The organism is Streptomyces sp. SYP-A7185 (assembly GCF_046103685.1).
Lineage (GTDB): Bacteria > Actinomycetota > Actinomycetes > Streptomycetales > Streptomycetaceae > Streptomyces.
In genome coordinates this window covers 3,864,431-3,885,378 of the sequence record NZ_CP122310.1, presented here as the reverse complement: position 1 = coordinate 3,885,378, position 20,948 = coordinate 3,864,431, and the positions used below count along the sequence as shown (strand labels likewise).

Annotated in this window: 17 protein-coding genes, 1 tRNA gene, 1 pseudogene and 1 riboswitch; of the genes and pseudogenes, 12 read left to right on the top strand and 7 right to left on the bottom strand. The window is 70.6% G+C overall.

Annotated elements, in window-relative coordinates; translation table 11 throughout:
- Positions 1-16 precede the first annotated feature (16 nt).
- The 5 genes from QBL25_RS16990 (at position 17) to QBL25_RS16970 (ending at position 4,863) form a co-directional block, all read left to right on the top strand.
- Positions 17-1,099 carry a 2-aminoethylphosphonate ABC transporter substrate-binding protein gene (locus tag QBL25_RS16990; protein ID WP_409057884.1) on the top strand — a complete coding sequence of 361 codons (1,083 nt, stop codon included), beginning with the start codon at positions 17-19 and terminating at the stop codon, positions 1,097-1,099.
- Between the two features lie 125 nt (positions 1,100-1,224).
- Positions 1,225-2,721: an alkaline phosphatase family protein gene (locus tag QBL25_RS16985; RefSeq protein ID WP_409057883.1), complete on the top strand. Its 1,497-nt coding sequence runs from the start codon at positions 1,225-1,227 to the stop codon at positions 2,719-2,721.
- 72 nt (positions 2,722-2,793) lie between these two features.
- Positions 2,794-3,573 (top strand): HAD-IIA family hydrolase, encoded by a 780-nt coding sequence (locus QBL25_RS16980; protein WP_409057882.1) that lies wholly within the window; start codon positions 2,794-2,796, stop codon positions 3,571-3,573.
- Positions 3,574-3,642: 69 nt separating this feature from the next.
- Positions 3,643-4,182 carry a hypothetical protein gene (locus QBL25_RS16975; protein WP_409057881.1) on the top strand — a complete coding sequence of 180 codons (540 nt, stop codon included), beginning with the start codon at positions 3,643-3,645 and terminating at the stop codon, positions 4,180-4,182.
- A gap of 15 nt (positions 4,183-4,197) precedes the next feature.
- Positions 4,198-4,863, top strand: coding sequence for a class F sortase (locus tag QBL25_RS16970; RefSeq protein WP_409057880.1), 666 nt, complete (start codon positions 4,198-4,200; stop codon positions 4,861-4,863).
- Here the strand turns inward: QBL25_RS16970 and QBL25_RS16965 are convergent.
- The 3 genes from QBL25_RS16965 to QBL25_RS16955 all read right to left on the bottom strand — a co-directional run bounded on the left by QBL25_RS16965 (position 4,844) and on the right by QBL25_RS16955 (position 7,170).
- Positions 4,844-5,653: a CbtA family protein gene (locus QBL25_RS16965; protein ID WP_409057879.1), complete on the bottom strand. Its 810-nt coding sequence runs from the start codon at positions 5,651-5,653 to the stop codon at positions 4,844-4,846. The genes QBL25_RS16970 and QBL25_RS16965 overlap by 20 nt on opposite strands.
- 20 nt (positions 5,654-5,673) lie before the next feature.
- Positions 5,674-5,895, bottom strand: coding sequence for a CbtB-domain containing protein (locus QBL25_RS16960; protein ID WP_409057878.1), 222 nt, complete (start codon positions 5,893-5,895; stop codon positions 5,674-5,676).
- Positions 5,896-5,926: 31 nt separating this feature from the next.
- Positions 5,927-6,049: riboswitch (cobalamin riboswitch) on the bottom strand.
- A 365-nt stretch (positions 6,050-6,414) separates the two neighbouring features.
- Complete coding sequence (locus QBL25_RS16955; protein ID WP_409057877.1) at positions 6,415-7,170, bottom strand: GAF and ANTAR domain-containing protein; 756 nt, start codon at positions 7,168-7,170, stop codon at positions 6,415-6,417.
- Between the two features lie 161 nt (positions 7,171-7,331).
- On the opposite strand from QBL25_RS16955, the gene QBL25_RS16950 reads away from it, so the two are divergent.
- Positions 7,332-8,366 carry a glycoside hydrolase family 6 protein gene (locus QBL25_RS16950; RefSeq protein ID WP_409057876.1) on the top strand — a complete coding sequence of 345 codons (1,035 nt, stop codon included), beginning with the start codon at positions 7,332-7,334 and terminating at the stop codon, positions 8,364-8,366.
- 142 nt (positions 8,367-8,508) lie between these two features.
- On the opposite strand, the gene QBL25_RS16945 is transcribed toward QBL25_RS16950, so the two are convergent.
- The 4 genes from QBL25_RS16945 to QBL25_RS16930 all read right to left on the bottom strand — a co-directional run bounded on the left by QBL25_RS16945 (position 8,509) and on the right by QBL25_RS16930 (position 13,651).
- Positions 8,509-10,449: a galactose oxidase-like domain-containing protein gene (locus QBL25_RS16945; protein ID WP_409057875.1), complete on the bottom strand. Its 1,941-nt coding sequence runs from the start codon at positions 10,447-10,449 to the stop codon at positions 8,509-8,511.
- Entirely contained in the window at positions 10,446-12,431 is a 1,986-nt protein-coding gene (locus QBL25_RS16940; protein WP_409057874.1) for a glycosyltransferase family 2 protein, read from the bottom strand. Before QBL25_RS16940 ends, QBL25_RS16945 begins: the two co-directional genes overlap by 4 nt.
- Before the next feature lie 302 nt (positions 12,432-12,733).
- A complete protein-coding gene (locus QBL25_RS16935) occupies positions 12,734-13,465 on the bottom strand; it encodes a FadR/GntR family transcriptional regulator (RefSeq protein ID WP_409057873.1) in 732 nt (243 codons plus the stop codon).
- Positions 13,466-13,577: 112 nt separating this feature from the next.
- Positions 13,578-13,651 (bottom strand) — tRNA-Lys (locus QBL25_RS16930).
- 254 nt (positions 13,652-13,905) lie between these two features.
- On the opposite strand from QBL25_RS16930, the gene QBL25_RS16925 reads away from it, so the two are divergent.
- The 6 genes and pseudogenes from QBL25_RS16925 (at position 13,906) to QBL25_RS16900 (ending at position 20,841) form a co-directional block, all read left to right on the top strand.
- Positions 13,906-15,267, top strand: a complete 1,362-nt coding sequence (locus QBL25_RS16925; protein WP_409057872.1) for a peptidoglycan-binding protein — start codon at positions 13,906-13,908, stop codon at positions 15,265-15,267.
- Positions 15,268-15,697: 430 nt separating this feature from the next.
- Positions 15,698-16,894 carry an SPFH domain-containing protein gene (locus tag QBL25_RS16920; protein WP_409057871.1) on the top strand — a complete coding sequence of 399 codons (1,197 nt, stop codon included), beginning with the start codon at positions 15,698-15,700 and terminating at the stop codon, positions 16,892-16,894.
- A 228-nt stretch (positions 16,895-17,122) separates the two neighbouring features.
- Positions 17,123-17,758: pseudogene (locus QBL25_RS16915) on the top strand (nucleoside/nucleotide kinase family protein); the annotation flags it as partial.
- 106 nt (positions 17,759-17,864) lie between these two features.
- Positions 17,865-18,467, top strand: coding sequence for a lytic polysaccharide monooxygenase (locus QBL25_RS16910; protein WP_409057870.1), 603 nt, complete (start codon positions 17,865-17,867; stop codon positions 18,465-18,467).
- Positions 18,468-18,576: 109 nt separating this feature from the next.
- The gene (locus QBL25_RS16905) at positions 18,577-19,122 is read left to right on the top strand and encodes a DUF3592 domain-containing protein (RefSeq protein ID WP_409057869.1); all 546 of its coding nucleotides are present in this window, start codon (positions 18,577-18,579) and stop codon (positions 19,120-19,122) included.
- A gap of 57 nt (positions 19,123-19,179) precedes the next feature.
- Positions 19,180-20,841 (top strand): long-chain-fatty-acid--CoA ligase, encoded by a 1,662-nt coding sequence (locus QBL25_RS16900; protein ID WP_409057868.1) that lies wholly within the window; start codon positions 19,180-19,182, stop codon positions 20,839-20,841.
- Positions 20,842-20,948: the final 107 nt, after the last annotated feature.

Sequence of the window (20,948 nt, the reverse complement as noted above, 5' to 3'; positions counted from 1 at the left end):
AGGAGTACGAAACGTCATGTCGCGTCACCCCCGAACCCGTACCCGTACCCGCACGCTCGCCGCCCTCTCCGGCGGCCTCGTCCTCGCCGGATCACTCACCGCGTGCGGCGGTGAATCCTCCGCGTCCGACGCGAAGGAGGTCACGGTCTACAGCGCCGACGGCCTCAAGGGCGAGAACGGCGACGGCTGGTACGACCAGGTCTTCAAGGACTTCGAGAAGAAGACCGGCATCAAGGTGAACTACGTCGAGGGCGGCTCCGGCGAGATGGTGCAGCGCGCCGTCCGCGAGAAGTCCAACACGCAGGCCGACGTCATCATCACCCTGCCGCCGTTCATCCAGCAGGCCGACGAGAAGGGCCTGCTCCAGGCCTACAAGCCCAAGGGCTCCGACCAGGTCGACGGCGCCGACAAGGCGCCGGACGGCAAGTGGACCTCCGTGGTGAACAACTACTTCGGCTTCATCTACAACAAGAAGGAGCTGGGCGGCGGCAAGGCTCCCCGGACGTGGGAGGACCTCACCGACCCCGCCTACAAGGACAAGGTCCAGTACTCCACGCCCGGCGTCGCCGGTGACGGCACCGCCGTGCTCATCAAGGCGATGCACGACTTCGGCGGCAAGAAGCCCGCCATGGACTACCTGAAGAAGCTCCAGACCAACAACGTCGGCCCGTCCGCCTCCACCGGCAAACTCGCGCCCAAGGTCGACAAGGGCGAACTCCTCGCCGCCAACGGCGACGTCCAGATGAACTACGCGCAGTCCAAGGACATGCCGAACCTCGGCATCTGGTTCCCCGCCAAGGGCGGGGGCGAGCCCACCACCTTCGCGCTGCCCTACGCGGCCGGCCTGGTCAACAAGGCCCCGCACAGCGCCAACGCCAAGAAGCTCCTCGATTTCCTCCTGAGCCAGAAGGCCCAGCAGCAGGTCAGCGAGATCGGCGGCGGCTTCGCGGCCCGCAAGGACATCAAGGCGACCGACGCCGACGCGGTCGCCCTGGAGAAGATCGTCGACGGCGTCGAGGTCTTCGAGCCGGACTGGTCCGACATCTCCGAGAACCTCCAGTCGTACGTCGAGGACTGGAAGTCGGCGACCGGTAGCTGAGAGTTCACCACCGCACCCCTGGCCCCAGGGGTTCGATAGCGAAAAGATAACGGGTATGGGCCCAACGCCCCTGGATCTCCGGGGCGTTGGCGTGCGCCATCCCCCTACGAAGCCCGGAGGACCACGTGTCGCCGCTCGGCATCACCCGCCGCTCGCTCCTCGTCTCCACCGCCGCCCTCGCGGTCGCCGCAGGCCCCCTCGCCGCCGTCGCCGGGGCCGCGGCCAAGACCCCCAAAGTCCTCGTCATAGGCCTGGACGGCGCCCTGCTCGGCAGGATCAAGGACGCCGACGCCCCCGCGCTGAGGGCCCTGATGAGCGCGGGCCTGACCGCGCCGAGCAGCATCTACGCCAACCCGCTCGCGCCCACCTCGTCAGGCCCCGGCTGGTCGACGCTCATCACCGGCGTGTGGCCCGACAAGCACAAGGTCGTGAACAACGAGTTCACCGGCCACGCCCTGGCCGCCTACCCGGACTTCCTGACCCGCGTCGAGGCCGCGAAGCCGCACCTGCGGACCTACGCCGTCGCCTCCTGGAACCCCATCACCGACGTCATCTTCTCCGCGAAGGTGGACGCGCGGGTCTCCACCCCGTCGGCCGAGTACGACGCCGGGACCACCGCCCGCGCCGTCGCCGAGATCAAGGGCGGCAACCCCGACGCGGTCTTCGTCCAGCTCGACAACATCGACCACGCGGGCCACGACAGCGGCGCCGCGAGCCAGGCCTATCTCGACGCGGTCCGCGGCGCCGACGCCCAGGTCGGCCAGATCGTCGCCGCGCTCAAGTCCCGCGCCACGTACGGCGCAGAGGACTGGCTCATCATGGTCACCGCCGACCACGGGCACACCGACGCGGGCGGCCACGGCGGGTCCAGCTGGCCCGAGCGCCAGACGTTCATGATCGCCACCGGTGGTGGCATCACGCCGGGTTCGGTCCGCCACGACGTCCGCATGCCCGACGTCGCCGCGAGCGCGCTGGCCCACCTCGGTGTCGCGATCGACCCGGCCTGGGGCCTGGACGGGCGGCCCGTCCAGCAGCCCACCCCGGACGCGTTCGACGCCCTGCGCCCCCGGCTCACCGGGCCCGTCGACGAGACCGGCATCGGCGCCGGCGTCATCGGTTTCACGCACACCCCGCCGAGCGGCTGGAGCGTGGACGACTCCGCGATGGGCACGGGCGGCGTCACCGAGTGGCGCGGCTGGTCCTTCACCACGGACGAGTTCTGGACGAAGGCCCAGCGGGACCAGCAGCGGGAGAACAACCTCCGCGCCCGGAACGTCTTCGCGGTCGCGGACGGCGACGAGTGGACCGACAAGTCCTTCTCCGGAACCTTCGATTCGACCCTGGTCAGCCCCGCGTACCCCGTGCGGGGCGGCGCGCGGGCCACCCTCGGCTACACGACGTACTACCGCCACGAGGCCCCGCAGAAGGGCGAGGTGCTGATCTCGTACGACGCAGGGGCCCCCGCCGTGGTGAAGACCTACACCGCGGACACCCCCTCCGTCGTCGAGAACATAGCCCTCCAGGTGCCCGCGGGAGCCACCAAGGCCCAGGTCCGCTTCCGGTACACCGGCGGCAACAACTGGTACTGGGTGATCGACGGGGTCACGATCACCGCATCCTGATTAAGGTGTGGGGCGTCGGCACAGAGCTGTCCCGGCGCCCCAGCCGACCCGTACACCGCAGGAGTGCACCCCATGGCAGAGCGCAAGCCCATCGAATCGTGGCTCACCGACATGGACGGCGTGCTCATCCACGAGGGCGTGCCGATTCCCGGAGCCGACGCCTTCATCAAGAAGCTCCGCGAGTCCGGGAAGCCCTTCCTGGTCCTGACGAACAACTCGATCTACACCGCGCGCGACCTCCAGGCCCGCCTGAAGCGCATGGGCCTCGAAGTGCCCGTCGAGAACATCTGGACCTCGGCGCTCGCCACCGCCAAGTTCCTGGACGCCCAGCGCCCCGGCGGCACGGCCTACGTCATCGGCGAGGCGGGGCTCACCACCGCCCTGCACGACATCGGGTACGTCCTGACCGACCACGACCCGGACTACGTGGTGCTCGGCGAGACCCGGACGTACTCCTTCGAGGCCATGACCAAGGCCGTCCGGCTGATCAACGGCGGAGCCCGCTTCATCTGCACGAACCCGGACGAGACCGGGCCCTCCACCGAGGGGCCGCTGCCCGCCACCGGGGCCGTCGCCGCCTTGATCACCAAGGCCACGGGCCGCAACCCCTACTTCGCGGGCAAGCCGAACCCGCTGATGATGCGGACCGGTCTGAACGCCATCGGGGCGCACTCCGAGACCAGCGCCATGATCGGCGACCGCATGGACACGGACGTCCTGGCCGGCCTGGAGGCCGGAATGCAGACGTTCCTGGTGCTCACGGGCCTGACGTCCCGCAAGGACATCGACCAGCACCCCTTCCGGCCCTCCACGGTCGTGGACTCGATCGCGGACCTCGTCGACCGCGTGTGACCACCCGTTTGCCGCACACGGGAGGCGTGTGCCCCGGCCGCGCGTGAACCTCGGAACAGGAGGTTCACGATGCGTAGAGGTTCACTCACCCTTCGTGGCATAGCCGGGGCCGCGGTCCTCGCCGCGCTTCCCGTGGTCGCCACGACGCCCGCACACGCCCACGACGAGGGCAAGGTGCACGCCACGGTCTCGCCGGCCAGCGCCGCGACCGGGGCCAAGGTGGAGATCAGCGTCGAGGGCTGCGACGGCACGACGGGGTCCGCCGGGTCCGGGGCGTTCACGGGCGACGCGAAGCTCACCGGCAGGGACGGCGACAAGTACTCCCTGAACGGCTCCGCCACGATCCGGGACGGCGTCGTCGGCTCGTACGACGTCACCGTCGTCTGCGACGGCCACCCCCACCAGGGCGCGGGCACCGTACGCGTCGTCCAGCACCGCACCGAGCCCGTCGCGCCGGTCCGCGCGGGCGGCGGCGGCACGGCGCAGCTCGCCGCGCACAGCCAGGAGGCGGGCCCCGGCACCCGGCACGCGGTGATCGGCCTGGTGCTCGCCGGGGTGGCGGCCGTGGCCGTGGCGTTCCGCAGCGTCCGCCGGCGCCGCTCCGAGTGACGGGCGGCGACCGACATGGCGGGCCATGAAGGACCGGCGGGCCACGGGCGCTTCCTCACCGGGGTCGCCTGGGCGCTCGTGCTGGTCGGGCTCTGGCTGTGGGGCAGCGAGATCACCGACGTACGCGGCGGTGTCTCGGAGCCCACGAACGGCGACGTGGCGGCGGTGGGCCGGCCCTTCGCCGTGGAACTCCCGGACGCGCACCGGCCGCTGGGCGCCGCGCGCCCCCAGCGCGTCGACGTCCCCTCGCTGAAGGTACGGGCACCCGTGATCACCCGCGGCCTCGACCAGGACGGCGCGATCGATCCGCCGCCCTTCGAGCAGGCGGGCGCCGTCGGCTGGTACGGCGGCGGGACGCGCCCCGGAGCGGCGGGCACGTCCCTGTTCGTGGGCCACGTCGACACCGAGACGCGCCCCGCGGTCTTCTACGACCTCAGCGCGGTGCGCCCCGGCGAGAAGGTCCGGGTGTCCCGGGACGACGGCTCGGTCGCCGAGTTCACCGTGGACGACGTCCAGGTCATCAGCCGCGACCGCTTCGACGCGAAGAAGGCGTACGGCCCCCACGAGGAGGGCCGCGCCGAGCTCCGCCTGATCACGTGCGGCGGCTCCTTCGACCGGGCGACCAAGACCTACTCGGCGAACGTGGTGGTGTCCGCCTACCTCACCGGGGTGGGGCCGTAGGGGCCGCACCGGGGCGCGAGGGCACTCCCGCCGCCCTCGCGCCCGCGGCGCGGCCCCTGGCCCCTTCCCGGGCCGCCCGCAGGCCCAGGCCGCCGAAGACCGCCGCGAACACGGCCCACAGCAGGGCGTGCGAGGCGATCGACAGGACGCGGAAGTCCCACAAGAGCACCGCGTCGACCGGGACCGGGTCGGGGTTGTCCGGGAGCAGGAAGAGCACGGCGAGGACGGCGACCGTCGTGAGGGCCGCCGCGGCCTGCCGCACCGGATCGGTCCGCGTGGCCAGGCGTACGTACACCTGCCGGACCAGAAGCATGCCGAGGACGCCGATCACCAGGGCCGCGCACCACAAGGCCTGGCGGTCGCCGACCGTGTCCGCGTCGCCGACGCCCGGCGGGTTCGCGGGGTAGCGCAGGGCGGGCAGCAGCGAGACCGCGAGGAAGGCCGCCGCCGCGAACGCCACGGCGCGCGGCCACGGGGCGGCGTACGGATCGCGGCGGTGCACCAGGGCATAGGCCACCGCGAAGAGGACACCGACGGCGAGACCGGCGACGAGCGTGGTGACCACCAGACCCGCGTGCTGGGTCGACCGCGTGAACAACTCCTCGTGGTGCCGCGCGTGCTCCTGGACGGCGGATCGTCTCTCCTCGGCGCGGATCGCCCGGTCCATCAGGGGCTCGGCGAGCAGCAGGGAGAAGAGACCGGCCGCGAGGCCCGCCGCTCCGCCTGCCACGAGCCCCCGGCCGAGCAGGGGCAGCACGGGTGAGGACGACGACGAGGGCACGGTGGGCATGGCGCCGGGTCCGTCCCCGGTCAGTGGCACGGCGCACCGAAGAGGTGCCGGCCGTCGTGGGCGAACTCGTGGAGGTAGCTGCCGGTCGCCGAGATCAGCGAGCCGTTGTCGACGAAGAGGGCGTAGAGCGCGATCAGCGCGATGACGGTCGCGGCCGACGCGACGAGCCAGTCGCGGGTGCGGGCCGTGGCGTCCTGAGCCGTCGCCGTGCCGGTGTGCGGTGCCGCGGTGTGCAGTGCCATGTCGAAGCGCCTCCTTCTGGGGTTCCACGCCCCGAAGCAGGAGTACGACGGCTCAGTTCCTGGCTTCCGCACACCCTCGCGGCGTCCGGTCACAGTGGCGGGACCGCCCCGGCGTCGCACCGGGTTCCTGTCAACCGTCGCCTCGATGTATGGACTTGTCGTCCGGAGAGTCCCATTTGCGCATGGACACTGTCAACGGTCCCGGAGCCTGTCCGTGGAAACCGCTGTCTGCCTGAATCCGTTCAACCAGGCCCGGTCGGCGGCCCGCTCCCCCCGGAGCCGTCGACCGGGCTGGTCCTCGACCGCGCGCGCTCGAGCTGCGGGAGTAACCCGGCGCCGGCGCGGGAGGTTCAAGGGCCAACCCCGCTGTTGCGGGATGGGCGATCAGGCCGGGGGCTTGGGCCGTTGTCTCGACTCTAGAACGGATGAGCGCCGGAGCCTAGGGGTGGATTGACGCCAAGTCGTGATCCGCTTCCTCTCCGTGATCTCCGCAGGTGGTGCCGGTTCCCGGGATGACCTTCACTCTGGTTCGGACCAACCGCCGCGCAGCGTCGCGTCGTCGAGCGATCCCTTGATCACTTCCGTGGCCACCAGGTCCATGACCAGGCGTTCTCTGCGCGCGTACCGCCGCAGTACGTCGAAGGCCTCGTCCACGCCGGTGTGCCAGCGTTCGGCGAGTATGCCTTTGGCCTGTTCGATGCGTACGCGGCTGGTCAGGGCGGACTGGAGCTGGGTGGCGAGGGTCCGATACTGCGTGTAGGCACGGTGGTTGTGCAGACCCACCGCGGTGGCGTCGGCGATGGCCTGCGCGAGCCGCACCTCGGCTTCGGTGTGCGTGTTCCGGGAGGTGTCGGGCACGAAGATGTTGAGCGCCCCGAGCAGCGCCTTGCGCAGCCGGAGCGGGACGGCGTACGTCACGCCGATGCCCTGGCGCCGGGCCAGGGCGGTGAAGTCCGGCCACCGTTCGGCGGGTTCGGTCTCCGCGAGCCGCACCGGCGGCACGGGCAGCCCCGTGCCGAGGCTCTCCACGCAGGGCCCTCCGCTGTGCTGGGCGCCAAGCAGGCCGAGTGCGAGATCCCGGGGGTGCCCGCCGGTGGCGATCGCGGGGGAGCCGGCACCGTCGAAGATCACCCCGGCCGCGGAGGCGTCGAGGAGCTCCACGCAGTGGCCCGCGACCCGGCCGAGATAGATCTCCGGGTCGAAGTCGTCGTCCAAGGTGTTCGAGGTCTCCACCAGGACGTGGGCCAGCCGTAGTTCAGAGGTGCGATCCCGCATGGTCTCCTCCCCGTGAGAGCCGCCCCGCCCACTGCGTCTACCCCCGAAGGCCGGGCTGTAACAGGTCTCCTACAGGTCTCCGCCGCGGCCGGGCGGGCCTCGTGGCCTGGGTGTGCGTATGTCAGGATTGAGAATCGGACAGTGCACCCAAGGGGGAGTGGATGTACCACAAAGGCACCGGCCGCGGTCATCGGATCGCGGTCAGGGGGTTGCAGGCCGCGGCGGCGTTTGCGGGGGCTGCGCTGCTGCTGTCGGGGTGCTCCTCCGATGACGGCTCGGGCGAGGAGGAATCCTCGGGACAGCCGGTCAAGCAGCAGCCCAAGGGTTCCGACCCGTACTGGGTCAACCCGGAGGGGAACGCGGCCAAGCAGGTCGCCGCGTACGAGAAGGACGGCAAGAAGGACGACGCCGGGCTGATCCGGAAGATCGCCGAGCAGCCCGTCGCGGAATGGATCGTCCCGGAGAACGCGGAGGACCAGGCGCGCGGCTTCACCGAGGCCGCGCAGAAGGCCGACAGGGACGCCCTGCTGGTCCTCTACAACATCCCGCACCGCGACTGCGGGCAGTACTCACAAGGCGGCGCGGCGGACGGCAACGAGTACCGCGCCTTCATCGACCAGGTGGCCGCGGGCATCGGCGACCGCAGGGCCACGGTCATCCTGGAGCCGGACGCCGTGCTCCACATGGTCGACAACTGCACGCCCGAGCAGTTCCACGAGGAGCGTTACGACCTCCTCAAGGGCGCCATCGGCAAGCTCAAGTCCCTGAAGAACACCAAGGTGTACCTGGACGCGGGCAACGCCGGCTGGAAGAACCCGGACTCGCTCTGGGAGCCCCTGAAGTGGTCGGGCGTCGAGCAGGCCGACGGCTTCTCGGTCAACGTCTCGAACTTCCAGACCACCGAGGCCAGCACGGAGTTCGGCAAGAAGCTCTCGGCGAAGATCGGCGGCAAGCCGTTCGTGATCGACACCGCGCGCAACGGCAACGGCCCGTACACCAAGGGCAAGGACCCCTGGTGCAACCCGCCGGGCCGCGCGCTCGGCGAGGCGCCGACCACCAAGACGGACGACCCGCTCGTCGACGCGTACCTCTGGATCAAGCGGCCCGGCGAGTCGGACGGCACTTGTCGGGGCGGCCCCAAGGCCGGTCAGTGGTGGCCCGAGTACGCAGCGGGGCTTGCGAAGGCGGCCCAGTAGGAGCGCCCCGTCAGGGGCGCGGGGAACTGCGCGCTCAGCCCACGAAAAGCCGCAGTCGCAAGTGCCGGGATTCCGGCAGTTGCGACTGCGGCTTTCTTTATGGTTGCTCGCGCAGTTCCCCGCGCCCCTACGGGGCCCGAACCTACGGCACGTGGACCCACTGGGCCTTGCTCGGTGTGCCCTGATCGTCCGTCACGAAGAGCATGTACCAGCCGGACTCGACCAGGCTCCGCTCCTTGGGGATCGTCACCGTGACGCCGCCCGCGGACTTCTTCAGGTCGAGGGCGACCGACGTCTGGTCGATGTCGGTGACGTGCGTCGACGCGCTCGGCCTGATCAGGCGGGCCGTCTTGATGGACGAGGCGTGCTGGGTCTTGAAGGTCCCGGAACCGCCCCGCTTGATCTCCTCGGGGCCGCCGGACAGCGTGGGCTGCGAGCCCTGGTAGAGGTACGGCGGGGTGTAGATCTCGATGCGCTGCTCGAACTCGCCGGGCTTGGTGTTGGCCTTGTCGGCGTAGAGCGAGTCGGAGCCGAAGAACATCACGCGGCCGTCGGGCAGCAGGATCGAGCCCGAGTGGTAGTTGCGGCCGACCTCGGGGTCCGCGACCCGCCGCATGGCGCCGGTCTTGGCGTCGTAGATCCGCGCCTGCTTGATGTTCGAGTCACCGCGGCCGCGGTAGTCCTCGGAGCCGCCGGAGATGAGGACCGTGTCGTCGGGCAGGGTCGAGGCCTGCGGATAGCGGGTGCCCTTCTCCAGCTCCGGGCCGTCGACGAACTTCGGGTCGTCCGCCAGGAGGTCGACGATGCGGGTCTTCTTGCTGGACTTCTTGGACTCGCCGACACCACCGCCGCCGACCACCATGTACTTCTGGTCCTGCGCGGGCGGCAGTTCGACCGTGTTGGAGGTCTCCAGGAGGTTCGGGTCGCTCATGCCCGGAATCGTCTTCCAGCTGCCCTTCTCCTCCAGGTCCCAGGTGCCGGGCTTGCGGCCGACGTCGTCGGGGCCGTAACCCGCGTTCGAACCCGAGTAGAAGAGCCTGCCGCTCTGGAGCTGGAAGACCGCGGGATAGGTCGGGAACTGGCGGACCTGCTTGGTGTAGGTCCACTTCTTGGTCTTGGGGTCGTACAGCTCGTTCTTGCCCGGGACCAGCTGGCCGATCTCGTCGAGGCCGGAGAGGCTGAGCACCTTGCCGTCCGAGAGCGTGGTCAGCGTGGGGTACCAGCGGGCCTCGTTCATCGGGTCGACCTTGATGTACTTCTCGGCGACCGGGTCGAACTCGAAGGCGTCCTTGATCCCCTGGAAGTCCTTCTTGTCCAGGGCGAGCTTCTGCGCGATGCCGTACGTGTTGCGGGTCGCGGCGCCCTTGAGGCCCTGCACGCGGTAGTTGTCCTGCGTGCCGGTCTCGTACTTCGTGCCGCTCTTCTGCGCCTCCACGTACACCCGGCCCAGGCCCGGCTGGTTGCGCACGAACGCGCCGGTCTGCTTGTCGAAGATCTTCTTCGCACGCTCGATGACGACCGGGTCCTTGGAGACGAACGTCTTGCCGTTCTTCTTGCCGGTGAACTTCGTGCCCGCCGGCAGCGTGATCGGCTTGTCCGGGTCTTCGTTGTGCACCACCATCAGGCCGCCGGCCTTGGTGATGTCGCCCTTGAGCTTCTCGTAGCGCTGAGTGCCGCCCGCGATCAGCAGATTGCCGTTGGCGAGCTGGGTGTGGCCGGTGCAGAAGAGGTCGACGGGGGTCTTGATCTTCTTGATCGTGTTCTTGACCGGGTCCCACAGGCGGGTGTCGAACTTCTTGGCGTCGAAGTTCTTCTGGTTGTTGCCGGATCCCGCGACCAGGAGGATCTTGCCGGTGTGCAGGAGCGCCGCGTGGATCGTGTTCTGGCGGTACTCCTCGGGGAAGTTCACGACCTGCCAGTGGCCGTTGTCGGCCTTGTACTCCGGCTTGTTGATCTTGTAGTCGTGGTACTTCTCCGAACCCACGCGCCACAGCCACGGGCCGTTCATCCCGGCCAGCGCTATGACCACCGCCGCGCCTATCGCTATGCGGCGGGCGCGGCGGCGGCTGGAGCGGTCCTTCATTTCTTACGTCCCCCAAGGGCGATCTGCATGGTCTGGTCGTTCGATGCCCAGCTGGGCTTCTGCTGCGGCGCGTGCGGCGCCTGCGGAGGCTGGTGTGACTGCGGCAGCTCCGCCGTCACGTCCCGCTGCTGCGGCACCGACGGGTCCCCGCCGCCCGAAGGCGGCCCCGACGGTCCGGCCCCGTGCCGGGACCTGCGCTTCTTCTTGTCCTGCCGCATGCCCCACCGCCAGGCGAAGATCGGCGCGGCCGTGATCAGGAGGGCGAACGTGGCCCAGACGATCATCGCCGGGTGGACGTGGCCGAACACGAACGCGGCGGCCATCGAGCCGGCGAAGACCAGGATGAAGAACAGGTGGATGCGGAACGTGCCGAACAGGGTGTCCGGGCTCGCCGAGTCGCCCTTGGGCGTCACCACGAACTTGCTCTTGCGGCGCAGCACGGCGTCGAGCAGGGAGCGCGCGTAGACCGGGGCGGAGAGCGCCGACATCACCATGCCCGCGATACCGCCGGAACCCTCGGGCTCGTGCGGCGAGACGTTGTGGCGGCGGTTCCAGATGTAGAGGCCGATCTGGAGCGCCGACGCGTTGCCGTAGAGCATCAGCCAGATCGTCGGGTCGATGTTCACGCCCGATGCGCCCATGCCGAGGAACAGCGCGCAGGAGAGCGCGGCCAGGATCCAGTTCATGGCGGACATCGGGTAGAAAATGACCATCATCGTGTAGTTGAAGAGGCGGCCGGGCGGCAGCGAGAACGGCGCCTTCCAGAACTGCTTCAGGATGGTCTCGTACGTCCCCCGCGACCACCGCAGCTGCTGCGTGAAGAAGTCCGTCCAGGCGTTGGGGCCCTCGCCGACCGCGAGCACGTCCGGGGTGTAGACCGACTTCCACTTCTTGCCGGTCCGCGGGTTCGTGGCGCGGTGGATCTCGAAGCCGGTCGCCATGTCCTCGGTGATCGAGTCGTACAGACCGCCGATCTGCTTCAGCGCGCTGATGCGTACGGCGTTGCTCGTGCCGACGAACATGGGGGAGCCGTACGCGTTGCCCGCGCGCTGGATCAGGGCGTGGAAGAGGAACTGCTGGGACTCGGCGGCCTTGGTGATGAAGTTGTCGTAGTTGCCGTAGACCTGGGGGCCGATGACGAAGCCGACGTTCTCGTCGCGGAAGAAGCCGAGCATCCGCTCCAAGTAGTTCGGCATCGGGATGTGGTCGGTGTCGACCGACGCGAAGTAGTCGTAGTCGTCGCCGTGCGCGTCCAGCCAGGCGTTGTAGTTGCCGTGCTTGGTCTTGGCGCGGTGCGGGCCCTTGCTCATGTTCCACTTCGCGATGCCCTTGCGGGAGAAGTGGTGCACGCCGAGCCGGTGGCAGACCTCCTTGACGGCCGGGTCGTCGCCCTCGTCGAGGAGCCAGACGTGCATGAGGCCGCGGTGGCGGATCTTGACGGCCGCCTCCAGCGTCTTCGTCACCATCTCGAGCGGCTCCTTGCCGGGCACGAAGGAGGTGAGGAAGGCGACGCGGGTGCCGGTCTCGGGCACCACGGGGATCGGGTCACGGGCGACGAGCGTGGCGTGCGCGTTCGACAGCACGTTCATGCAGCGGAAGAACTCGATCAGGCCGATGGATATGAGCATGACGATGTCGAGCGTGGGCAGCCAGTCGTTGGCCACGTAGTCGCGCTTGGTCCAGTGCGTCGGCTGGAGCAGCCAGGCGAGCAGCACGAGGGAGAGCAGCGGCGCGGCTCCCAGCATCAGCGCGGCCCTGATCCGGTGCGGCTCCTGCGAGAGCAGGGAGCGGTACTGCACCTTGTACGGCTTGGTCGGATCGGGCTGCGTGAGCGGTCCGGCGAGACGGCTGTAGTGCTCGTAGTCGTATCTCGGCAGAGCCTTCTTGATACGCCGGAACCCGCCTGTCCGGTGCGATGGCACCCGCAGCTGGGTCGTCTCTGACGGGTCGTTCGGCCGGGCGCCCGTCGGCGTCGACGTCATGAGTCATCCCCCCGCACGCGTCGTCCGCGTGTTCGTTGGTCTTTCCGTCCGACTCGGTCCCCCGACCTTTACGGACGCATCAGTGGCAGGCCACCGTCTCCTTAGACATGGAACGGCTACCTTCCGGTTGCATGATGCCCCCCTCGGCATCCGATCGTGAAAGGGACCCCCCGTCCCTCACCCCGTGGGCCCCGGCCGGCCGGGCCCCCCAACTGCCCCGCACCGCCAGCCTCATGAGAGCCAATGGCTTGCGCACAAGGGTCTACGCCCGTTGCCATGATCGCAAGAGCGAAACAAGGTGTTTACCGGTCATACGAGCGATTCGAGTGACCTGTTGGGACGGGAGCACTCAACCGCGTTCGAATGTTACCGAAGTGTTCCCGTATGGCCCGCTCCGCGCGGAGCGCATCGCCGGATCTGACCGCGTCGAGGATCTCCCGGTGCTGGCGGCAGGTGACCTTGGGGTCCTGCGGGACATCGACCAGATCGGTGCGTACCCGGTGGAAGGCGTCCCAGAACGCCTCCAGGACCTCGCCGAGCAGCGGATTGCGCAGACAGCGGTAGAGAGTGGCGTGAAACGCACGGTCGGTTTCGGTGTGCACGGCACCCGCCCGGTCGGCCCGGCCGTCGCTCTCCGCCGCCTCGGAGTCCATCCGGTCCACCAGGGCATCCAGTTCGGCCAGGTCCACGGCCGGGATCCTGCCCGCGAGGCGCGCGATGAGCCCGGTCTCCACGGCCTCCCTGAGCTCGAGGAGCTGGAGCAGGCTGTCCTCGCCGCGGTAGTGGCCGGCCACCGTGCGGAAGGCGAGGCCCTCGATCATCGGGGCCATCGACATGGGGCCGACATACGTGCCGAAACCGTGCCGGATCTCCACGATGCCCATCGCCTGCAACGCCTTGAGCGCCTCTCGCACGGAGTTCCGACTGACGCCAAGGCGTTCCATCAGTTCGGGCTCGGTGGGCAGGGAGGCCCCGGAGGGGAGCCGCTGGTCGATGATGAGCTTTTTGATCCGCTCCTGTATGTCGCGCGCCATGGCGCAACGGTAGCGGTAGGCGCACGGGTGTCGACCCTGCCGGGAACAGGCGTATCGCCCGGCTCCGGAACCACGAAAGCCCCCCGCGTGAACGGAGGGCTTTCGCTGTCTGTGCGCCGCCAGGGACTCGAACCCCGGACCCGCTGATTAAGAGTCAGCTGCTCTAACCAACTGAGCTAGCGGCGCCTGCTGACCTGGAGAACTCTACCGGATGCCGACCGGTGCTCCGGACCATCCCGGCGGCTTGCGGGCGCCCGGGGCGGCATTGGGCGGCGCTTCGGGCGGGCTTTGCCCGGGGTGGTCAGGGAGCCGCGGGGCCCGGGAATACGGGCGGATCCATCATTCGGACCGTCAACATGCGATATCACCGGACAGTTGAGAAGCTGACGACTGTGCAGATGCGACGCAGGCATTCTTTCCAGGAGTGTGAGGGGAATCGCATGGAGGGTGCTCCGGTATTCGAGGAATTCGCCCCCGCGAGCGACTGCGACTGTCCCGGATGCATTCACCGGCGGCGATCCATGGCCCACACGCTCCCCGTACGACAAGGCGGCCACCCGGCGGCGCACGGCGCGCGCCGCGCCCTCGTCATCGCCGCGGCGGCGGGGACCGTGCTCGGGGGCGGGCAGGTGCTTCCCGCGGCGGCCTCGGGGGCTCCCGGGGTCACGGGGGCTCCGGGGGTCCCGGGCGTCCCACGGGTTCCGGGGGCCCCGGCGGACGAGGATCCGGAGGTGGGCGGCCCCGGACCGGGCAGTCCGCAGGGCGGCACGAGCGCGCTGCACGGGGCGCCGGGCGCTCCGGGTGCCCCCGGCACCGCGGCGTCGGCGGCGCGGACCACGACGCGGGCCGAGATCCTGGCCCGCGCCAAGAAGTGGGTCGCGGCGAAGGTGCCGTACAGCATGAACGCGTTCTGGGCCGACGGTTACCGGCAGGACTGCTCGGGCTTTGTCTCCATGGCCTGGAATCTCGGCGGCAACGAATGGACGGGCAGCCTCTCCTCGTTCGCGGTGCGCATTACGAAGAGCCAGCTCCAGCCCGGGGACATCCTTCTCTTCCACAATCCGGCGAACCCCGAGAAGGGGTCGCACGTGACGATTTTCGGCGGTTGGGCGAACGCGGCCCGTACGCAATACGTGGCGTACGAGCAGGCCCGCCCCGCCGCCCGTAAGCAGACGACTCCCTATGCCTATTGGAGCAATGGGGGCAGCTATCTGGCGTACCGCTACAAAGGGGTGAAGAGCGGCGCTCCGGGCGGTGCGGGGCCGAGTACCGGGACGCGCTATCCCGGGGCCGGGTCCTTCGGGCCGGGCGCCGACAACAAGTACGTCACCCAGCTCGGCAAGGCGCTGGTGGGCCGGGGCGGCGCCCGCTTCTACAAGACCGGCCCCGGCCCGCGCTGGAGCGACGCGGACCGCAGGGCGACGCAGGCGTTCCAGCGGGCGCAGGGGTGGACCGGCGGTGATGCGGACGGTCTGCCGGGGGCCGCCACCTGGTCGTACCTGATGACGGGCAAGGGCCGTGACATCCCGCGCGCGGGCGCGGGCGGCGGCAGCCCGGGCAAGGCGCCCGCGTACCCCGGCAGCGGAGTCTTCCGGCCTGGCCAGTCCAGCCCGTCGATCGAGCGGCTCGGCAGGCAACTGGTGAAGAAGGGCTACGGCAGGCATTACGCGCGGGGCCCGGGCCCGCGCTGGAGCGAGAGCGACCGCCGCAACGTCGAGGCGTTCCAGCGCGCCCAGGGCTGGCGGGGCGCGGCGGCGGACGGCTACCCGGGCCCCGAGACCTGGCGGCGATTGTTCGCATGAACCTCCCGAACGAGCCCGCACGGCGGATGAGCCACGGGCAAGAAGGTGACTCGGTTGCGGATGTGACCTGGGGACGGCTGGGTCTCGGGCACAGGGGGCGGGTGGGGCTCGGGCATAGATGTGACCGGGTAACCGGTGTGACCGAGGCACGGCTGGGGCTCGGGCGCGGGTGTGACCGGGTAACGAGTGTGACCGGGACGCCGCTGGGATCCGGGCACAGATGTGACCGGGTAACGGATGTGGCCGGGGCACGGGTGGGGCTCGGGCGCGGATGTGACCGGGTAACGGATGTGACCAGCGCACGGGTGGGGCTCGGGCACGGATGTGACCGGGTAACGGATGTGACTGAGGCACGGCTGGGGCTGGGGGTCGGGCGTGGGTGTGGCCGGGGTGTGGATGGGATCGACGTACGTATGAGGCGGAGGCAAGGATGAGTGCGACAGCGGCATCACGGTCACAGACCCCCCAGCCCGAGGACCCGCAGACCGCCGGCGCCCCGGACGCGGTCGTCGCCCGCCCGCCCCGCCTGATCCACGGCGAGGCCACCACCGAGATCCCCATCCACCTGCTCTTCCGCGACGACCCCGCCGACCCCGCCGACCCCGGGACACCGCTGGCCCCCGCCGTGGTGCGACGCCGGCAAGGAACGGGAGAGCAGCCGCGCGCCACCCGCCGCCCCCCGGCGGCCGTCGCCCGGCCCGCGCCCGCGGTCGACCCGGACCTTGGCGAGCGGCCCGCGCGCGTGCTGCCGGGGATGGTCGGCGTGCTCGGCGGTACCGCGGGCCTCGCCGGATGCGCCGCCGCGCTCTGGTGGGCGGGGGTGCTGCCCGAGCCCGTGGCGCAGGCCGCCGGGATGCCCTGGTCGGAGGGGCGCGGCGGCTACGACCCGTACACCGGGCTCGGCCTCGGGCAGTGGGCCTCCCTCGCCGGATCGGGCGCGCTCGCGCTGTTCGGTTTCGGCGGCCTCGCCCGCGGCAGGGTCGGCACGGCGTGGGTGCTCACCCTCTTCGGGCGGTACCGCGGCAGCGTCCGCAGGACCGGTCTGATGTGGGTCAACCCGCTCCTCCTGCGCCGCCGGGTCGACGTACGCCTGCGGCACTGGCGCAGTGAGCCGATGCCCGCCGTGGACCGGGGCGGGGTCGCGCTGCGGGTCGTCGTCCTCGTGGTCTGGCGGGTCAAGGACGCGGCGCGGGCCACGCTCGGCGTCGCCGACCACCAGGAGTATCTGCGCGAGTGCGTCGAGGCGGCGACGGCCCGCGTCCTGTCGCGGCTCCCCGCCGACGCCTTCCACGACGACACCCCCACCCTGCGCGACGCGGACGCCGTGGGCGACGCGCTGACCCGGATGCTCGCGGCGGAGACCGAGCCGGTCGGCATCGAGATCTTCTCGGCCCAGCCGACCCGGATCGAGTACGCCCCCGAGATCGCCGACACCATGCGGCTGCGCAGGGTGGCCGCACTGGACGCGCGGCACCGCGACAGCGTGCTCACCTCGGTGGTGGACTCCGTCGAGGACACCGTGTCCCGGCTGACCACCCGCGGCCTGGTCGACCTCGACGACTACGAGCGCAAGGCCTTGGTCAAGGACCTGACGGTGGCGTTCTATACGGGACATGGAGACCGATGACGACGCCCCCGGCGAAAGCCGCGCCCACGCTCCCGGCCACACCCCCGACCCCGCTCCCGGCACACCCCCGACCCCGCTCCCGGCCACACCCCCGACCCCGCTCCCGGCCACACCCCCGACCCCGCTCCCGGCCACACCCCCGACCCCGCCCCCGGCCACACCCCCGACCCCGCCCCCGGCCACACCCCCGACCCCGCCCCCGACCCCGCTCCCACCCGCACCCCCCGCCTCGCGGACCTCGCCCGTGACGCCCGGCGGCTGACCGCCGACCGGCCCCGCACCCTCCTCGGGATCGCGGGGCCGCCCGGTGCGGGCAAGTCGACGCTGGCGCGGGCGCTGGTGGCGGAGATCGGCGAAGGCGCCGCGTATCTCCCGCTCGACGGCTTCCACCTCTCCGACGACCAGCTGGAGCGCCTCTCCCTCACCTCCCGCAAGGGCTCGGAGCCGAGCTTCGACGTCCGCGGGTACGTCGCGCTGCTCGCCCGCGTCCTCCAAGACACCGGCCACGACATCTACGTACCGGATTACGACCGCACGCTTCACGAACCGGTGGCGGCCCGGCACCGGGTCCCGCCGACGGCCCGGCTGGTCGTCACCGAGGGGAACTATCTGGCCTGCGATCTGCCCGGCTGGCGCGAGGCGCGGGAGCTGATGGCGGAGTGCTGGTACGTGCTTGCACCTGCGGAGGTACGCCAACAGCGCCTGATCGAGCGGCAGTTGGCGGGCGGCAGAACGGCCGAAGGGGCGGCCGCGTGGGTGGCGACGAACGACGGCCCGAACGGTGATCTCGTGGCGGAGTCGCGCCGCCGCTGCGACCGAACCGTCTCCACTATTGGTATGGACATGTTCAACTACCGCCCATAATCTGGGCTTGGTCTAGACCGCAGTACCCACTGCATCCCACTGCACCCGCAGTGCCGCAGCGCGCGCACGGCTCATGGAACCCCCACGTTTCCCCTGGAGCGGCAGCATGCGAAACAAGAAGTTGTACGCGGCCATGCTCGGCGCCACCACGGTCGGGGCCTTCGCGCTCTCGTCCGGTGGTGCGAGCGGTCACGGCTACACCGACCTGCCTGCCAGCCGGCAGATCAACTGTGCCAACGGCACGGTGAGCGGCTGCGGTTCGATCCAGTACGAACCCCAGAGCGTCGAGGGCCCCAAGGGCTTCCCGGCGGCCGGACCCGCCGACGGCAAGATCTGCTCGGCGGGCGTCGGCGGCTTCGACGCGCTCAACCAGCCGAAGGCGCCCGGCGGCGGGGCCTGGCCGACCACGAGTGTGAGTGCCGGTCAGAACTACACGTTCCGCTGGCAGTTCACCGCTCGCCACCGCACCACGGACTTCAAGTACTACATCACCAAGCAGGGATGGGACGAGAGCAAGGCCGTCACGCGGGCCGCGCTCGACACGACCCCGTTCCTCAACGTCCCCTACAACGGCCAGCAGCCGCCGGCCACCCTCTCGCACTCCGGGACGATTCCCGGCGGCAGGAGCGGCCACCACGTGATCGTCGCGGTATGGACGGTCCATGACACGGCGAACGCGTTCTACGCCTGCTCCGACGTCAAGTTCTGAGCCTGGCTTGAGGCTCCACGGCTTTCCCCACGGGTAGGTTCCGCGTACGCCGTCCACGACCAGGACGGCGTACGCGGAGCAGTATGGGCAGCAACCATCGGGGGATGCAGTGGAGTTCTTCTTCTATGCCGTGCCGACGCTCATGGGCGCCGGGCTGATCGCCGTGGCGGTCAAGGTGATCGGCCGGTACCAGCAGGTGCGGCAGGCGTGGGCGAGCGGCCTGACCGCGGAGGCGCGGTGCCTGCGCACCTACACCACGACGAGCCGGCACGGTGACGGCGATCGCGTCACCAGCACGCTCCACCACGTCTACGAATTCACGCCGCCCGGGGGCCGTGCCGTCCGGTTCGAGGAGGACAACGGCCCCGCGACCACCATCGAGGGCGACTTCGTCACGGTGTACTACGCGGCCGATCGCCCCGAGGCGGCGACGGCGCACGCGCCGAGCCCCGGCAGGAGCGCGGCGTCCCTGGTCGCCCTGCTCTGCTTCCTCGGCGTCGCGCTCGCCTTCTGCGTCTTCTTCATGGTGACGGCACACGGCATGTTCGACGCGGCGGACATGTTCGGTACGGGTGACGAGTTCGGGACGGGCGACGAGTTCGAGCCCGGTGAGGACTTCGAGCCCGGTGACGAGCTCGACCCTGACCTGCCCTAGGTTCCCCGGGGTCGTTTCCCTCCTCATCTGACGGTGTATCAATTATGGTGCGCGGCCATGGAGTCCACCGGGAGTACCGTCGCGGAACTCGTACAGGCGCGCTGGGGCGACCACCGTCCGGGGCTGCGCTTCGAGCACCAGGAACTCACCCATCACCAAGTCGCGGCGGGGGCGGCGGCGCGGGCCGCGCTCCTTGCCGAGCTGCTGCCCTCAGGGGCCGAGCCGCACGTCGGCGTGCTGCTCGACAACACCCCCGAGTACCCGCTGTGGCTGAGCGCCGCCGCCCTCGCGGGCGCGGCGGTGGCGGGCATCAACCCCACGCGCAGGGGCGCGGAACTGGCCCGCGACATCGTGCACACCGACTGCGCGGTCCTGATCACGGAACGGGCGCACCTGGCGCTCCTGGACGGACTCCGGCTCCCGGGCGTCCGCATCCTGGTGACCGACACCGAGGCGTACGGGGAGCTGCTTGCCCCCTACGCCGACGCGCGCCCCGAGATCGCGCCCTCCGTGAGCCCGACCGGCCGCATGCTCCTGTACTTCACCTCGGGCTCGACGGGCGCGCCCAAGGCCGCGATCTGCACCCAGGGCCGTCTGGCGGCGGCGGGCCGGTCGCTGGTCGACCACTTCGGGCTGGGACCGGAGGGCGTGCACTACATCTGCATGCCCATGTTCCACGGCAACGCGGTGATCGCGGACTGGGCGCCCGCGCTGGCGGGCGGGGCGGCGGTGGCGCTGCGGCGGCGCTTCTCGGCTTCGGCGTTCCTGGACGACGTACGGAGCCATGGGGCGACCTACTTCACGTACGTGGGCCGGGCGGTGCAGTACCTCCTGGCGACGCCCGAGCGCCCCGACGACACGGACAACCCCCTGCGGATGGGCTTCGGCACGGAGGCCGGGGCGGTGGACGCGGAACGGTTCGAGAAGCGCTTCGGCGTGCGGCTGGTGGAGGGCTACGGCTCCTCGGAGGGCGGGGCGGCGGTCCAGCGGGTGCCGGGGACCCCGGCCGGGGCGATCGGGCGGGCGGCGCCGGGGGACGATCTCGCGGTGGTGGACGCCGAGACGCGCGAGGAGTGCCCGCCCGCCGTCTTCGGCGCGGACGGACGGCTGCTGAACGGCGACGCGGCCATAGGGGAGCTGGTCAACAAGGGCCGCTCGCCCTTCGAGGGGTACTGGCGCAACACGGAGGCGGACGCGGCGCGGCTCCGGGACGGGTGGTACTGGACGGGGGATCTCTTCTACCGGGACGCGGAGGGGTTCCTCTACTTCGCGGGGCGCACGGACGACAGGCTGCGCGTCGACAGCGAGAACCTGGCGGCGGCGATGATCGAGAACATTCTCGCGCGGTGGGAGGGGGCCGCGGGGGTGGCGGTGTACGCGGTGCCCGATCCGGTGGCGGGGGACCAGGTGATGGCGACGGTGGCCCTCCGGGCGGGGGCGGAGTTCGATCCGGTCGCCTTCGGGGAGTTCCTGCGGGCGCAGGGGGACCTGGGGACGAAGATGGCGCCTCGGTTCGTGCGGGTGGTCACGCGGATGCCGGTCACCGCCACCAACAAGGTCGCGCGTGCCTCCTTGCGCAAGGAGGGGTTCCGGTGCGCGGATGCCGTGTGGTGGTGCCCCGAGGGCGGGGGCGGTCCCTACGAGCGGTTCACTCCTGCCGCTGAGGCCGCGCTTCTCGCCCTGTACCGGGCCCAGGCCCGTGAGCATCTCCTCCCGTAGGGGGCCTGACCCTCTCCCGCCCACCCGCCCGATCACCCCGCAGCCCTTCCTCGCCGAACAAGCCTTTCCCGCCCACCCGCCCGATTGCCCCGCAGCGCCCCCCACCC

What these genes read in the sequence shown, in the direction of transcription:
- QBL25_RS16950 (WP_409057876.1), top strand. Translation starts at nt 7,332, where the DNA reads ATGTACCACAAAGGCACCGGCCGCGGTCATCGGATCGCGGTCAGGGGG.
- QBL25_RS16980 (WP_409057882.1), top strand. Translation starts at nt 2,794, where the DNA reads ATGGCAGAGCGCAAGCCCATCGAATCGTGGCTCACCGACATGGACGGC.
- QBL25_RS16910 (WP_409057870.1), top strand. Translation starts at nt 17,865, where the DNA reads ATGCGAAACAAGAAGTTGTACGCGGCCATGCTCGGCGCCACCACGGTC.
- QBL25_RS16900 (WP_409057868.1), top strand. Translation starts at nt 19,180, where the DNA reads ATGGAGTCCACCGGGAGTACCGTCGCGGAACTCGTACAGGCGCGCTGG.
- QBL25_RS16920 (WP_409057871.1), top strand. Translation starts at nt 15,698, where the DNA reads ATGAGTGCGACAGCGGCATCACGGTCACAGACCCCCCAGCCCGAGGAC.
- QBL25_RS16960 (WP_409057878.1), bottom strand. Translation starts at nt 5,895, where the DNA reads ATGGCACTGCACACCGCGGCACCGCACACCGGCACGGCGACGGCTCAG.
- QBL25_RS16990 (WP_409057884.1), top strand. Translation starts at nt 17, where the DNA reads ATGTCGCGTCACCCCCGAACCCGTACCCGTACCCGCACGCTCGCCGCC.
- QBL25_RS16970 (WP_409057880.1), top strand. Translation starts at nt 4,198, where the DNA reads ATGGCGGGCCATGAAGGACCGGCGGGCCACGGGCGCTTCCTCACCGGG.
- QBL25_RS16940 (WP_409057874.1), bottom strand. Translation starts at nt 12,431, where the DNA reads ATGACGTCGACGCCGACGGGCGCCCGGCCGAACGACCCGTCAGAGACG.
- QBL25_RS16965 (WP_409057879.1), bottom strand. Translation starts at nt 5,653, where the DNA reads ATGCCCACCGTGCCCTCGTCGTCGTCCTCACCCGTGCTGCCCCTGCTC.
- QBL25_RS16935 (WP_409057873.1), bottom strand. Translation starts at nt 13,465, where the DNA reads ATGGCGCGCGACATACAGGAGCGGATCAAAAAGCTCATCATCGACCAG.
- QBL25_RS16945 (WP_409057875.1), bottom strand. Translation starts at nt 10,449, where the DNA reads ATGAAGGACCGCTCCAGCCGCCGCCGCGCCCGCCGCATAGCGATAGGC.
- QBL25_RS16925 (WP_409057872.1), top strand. Translation starts at nt 13,906, where the DNA reads ATGGAGGGTGCTCCGGTATTCGAGGAATTCGCCCCCGCGAGCGACTGC.
- QBL25_RS16975 (WP_409057881.1), top strand. Translation starts at nt 3,643, where the DNA reads ATGCGTAGAGGTTCACTCACCCTTCGTGGCATAGCCGGGGCCGCGGTC.
- QBL25_RS16955 (WP_409057877.1), bottom strand. Translation starts at nt 7,170, where the DNA reads ATGCGGGATCGCACCTCTGAACTACGGCTGGCCCACGTCCTGGTGGAG.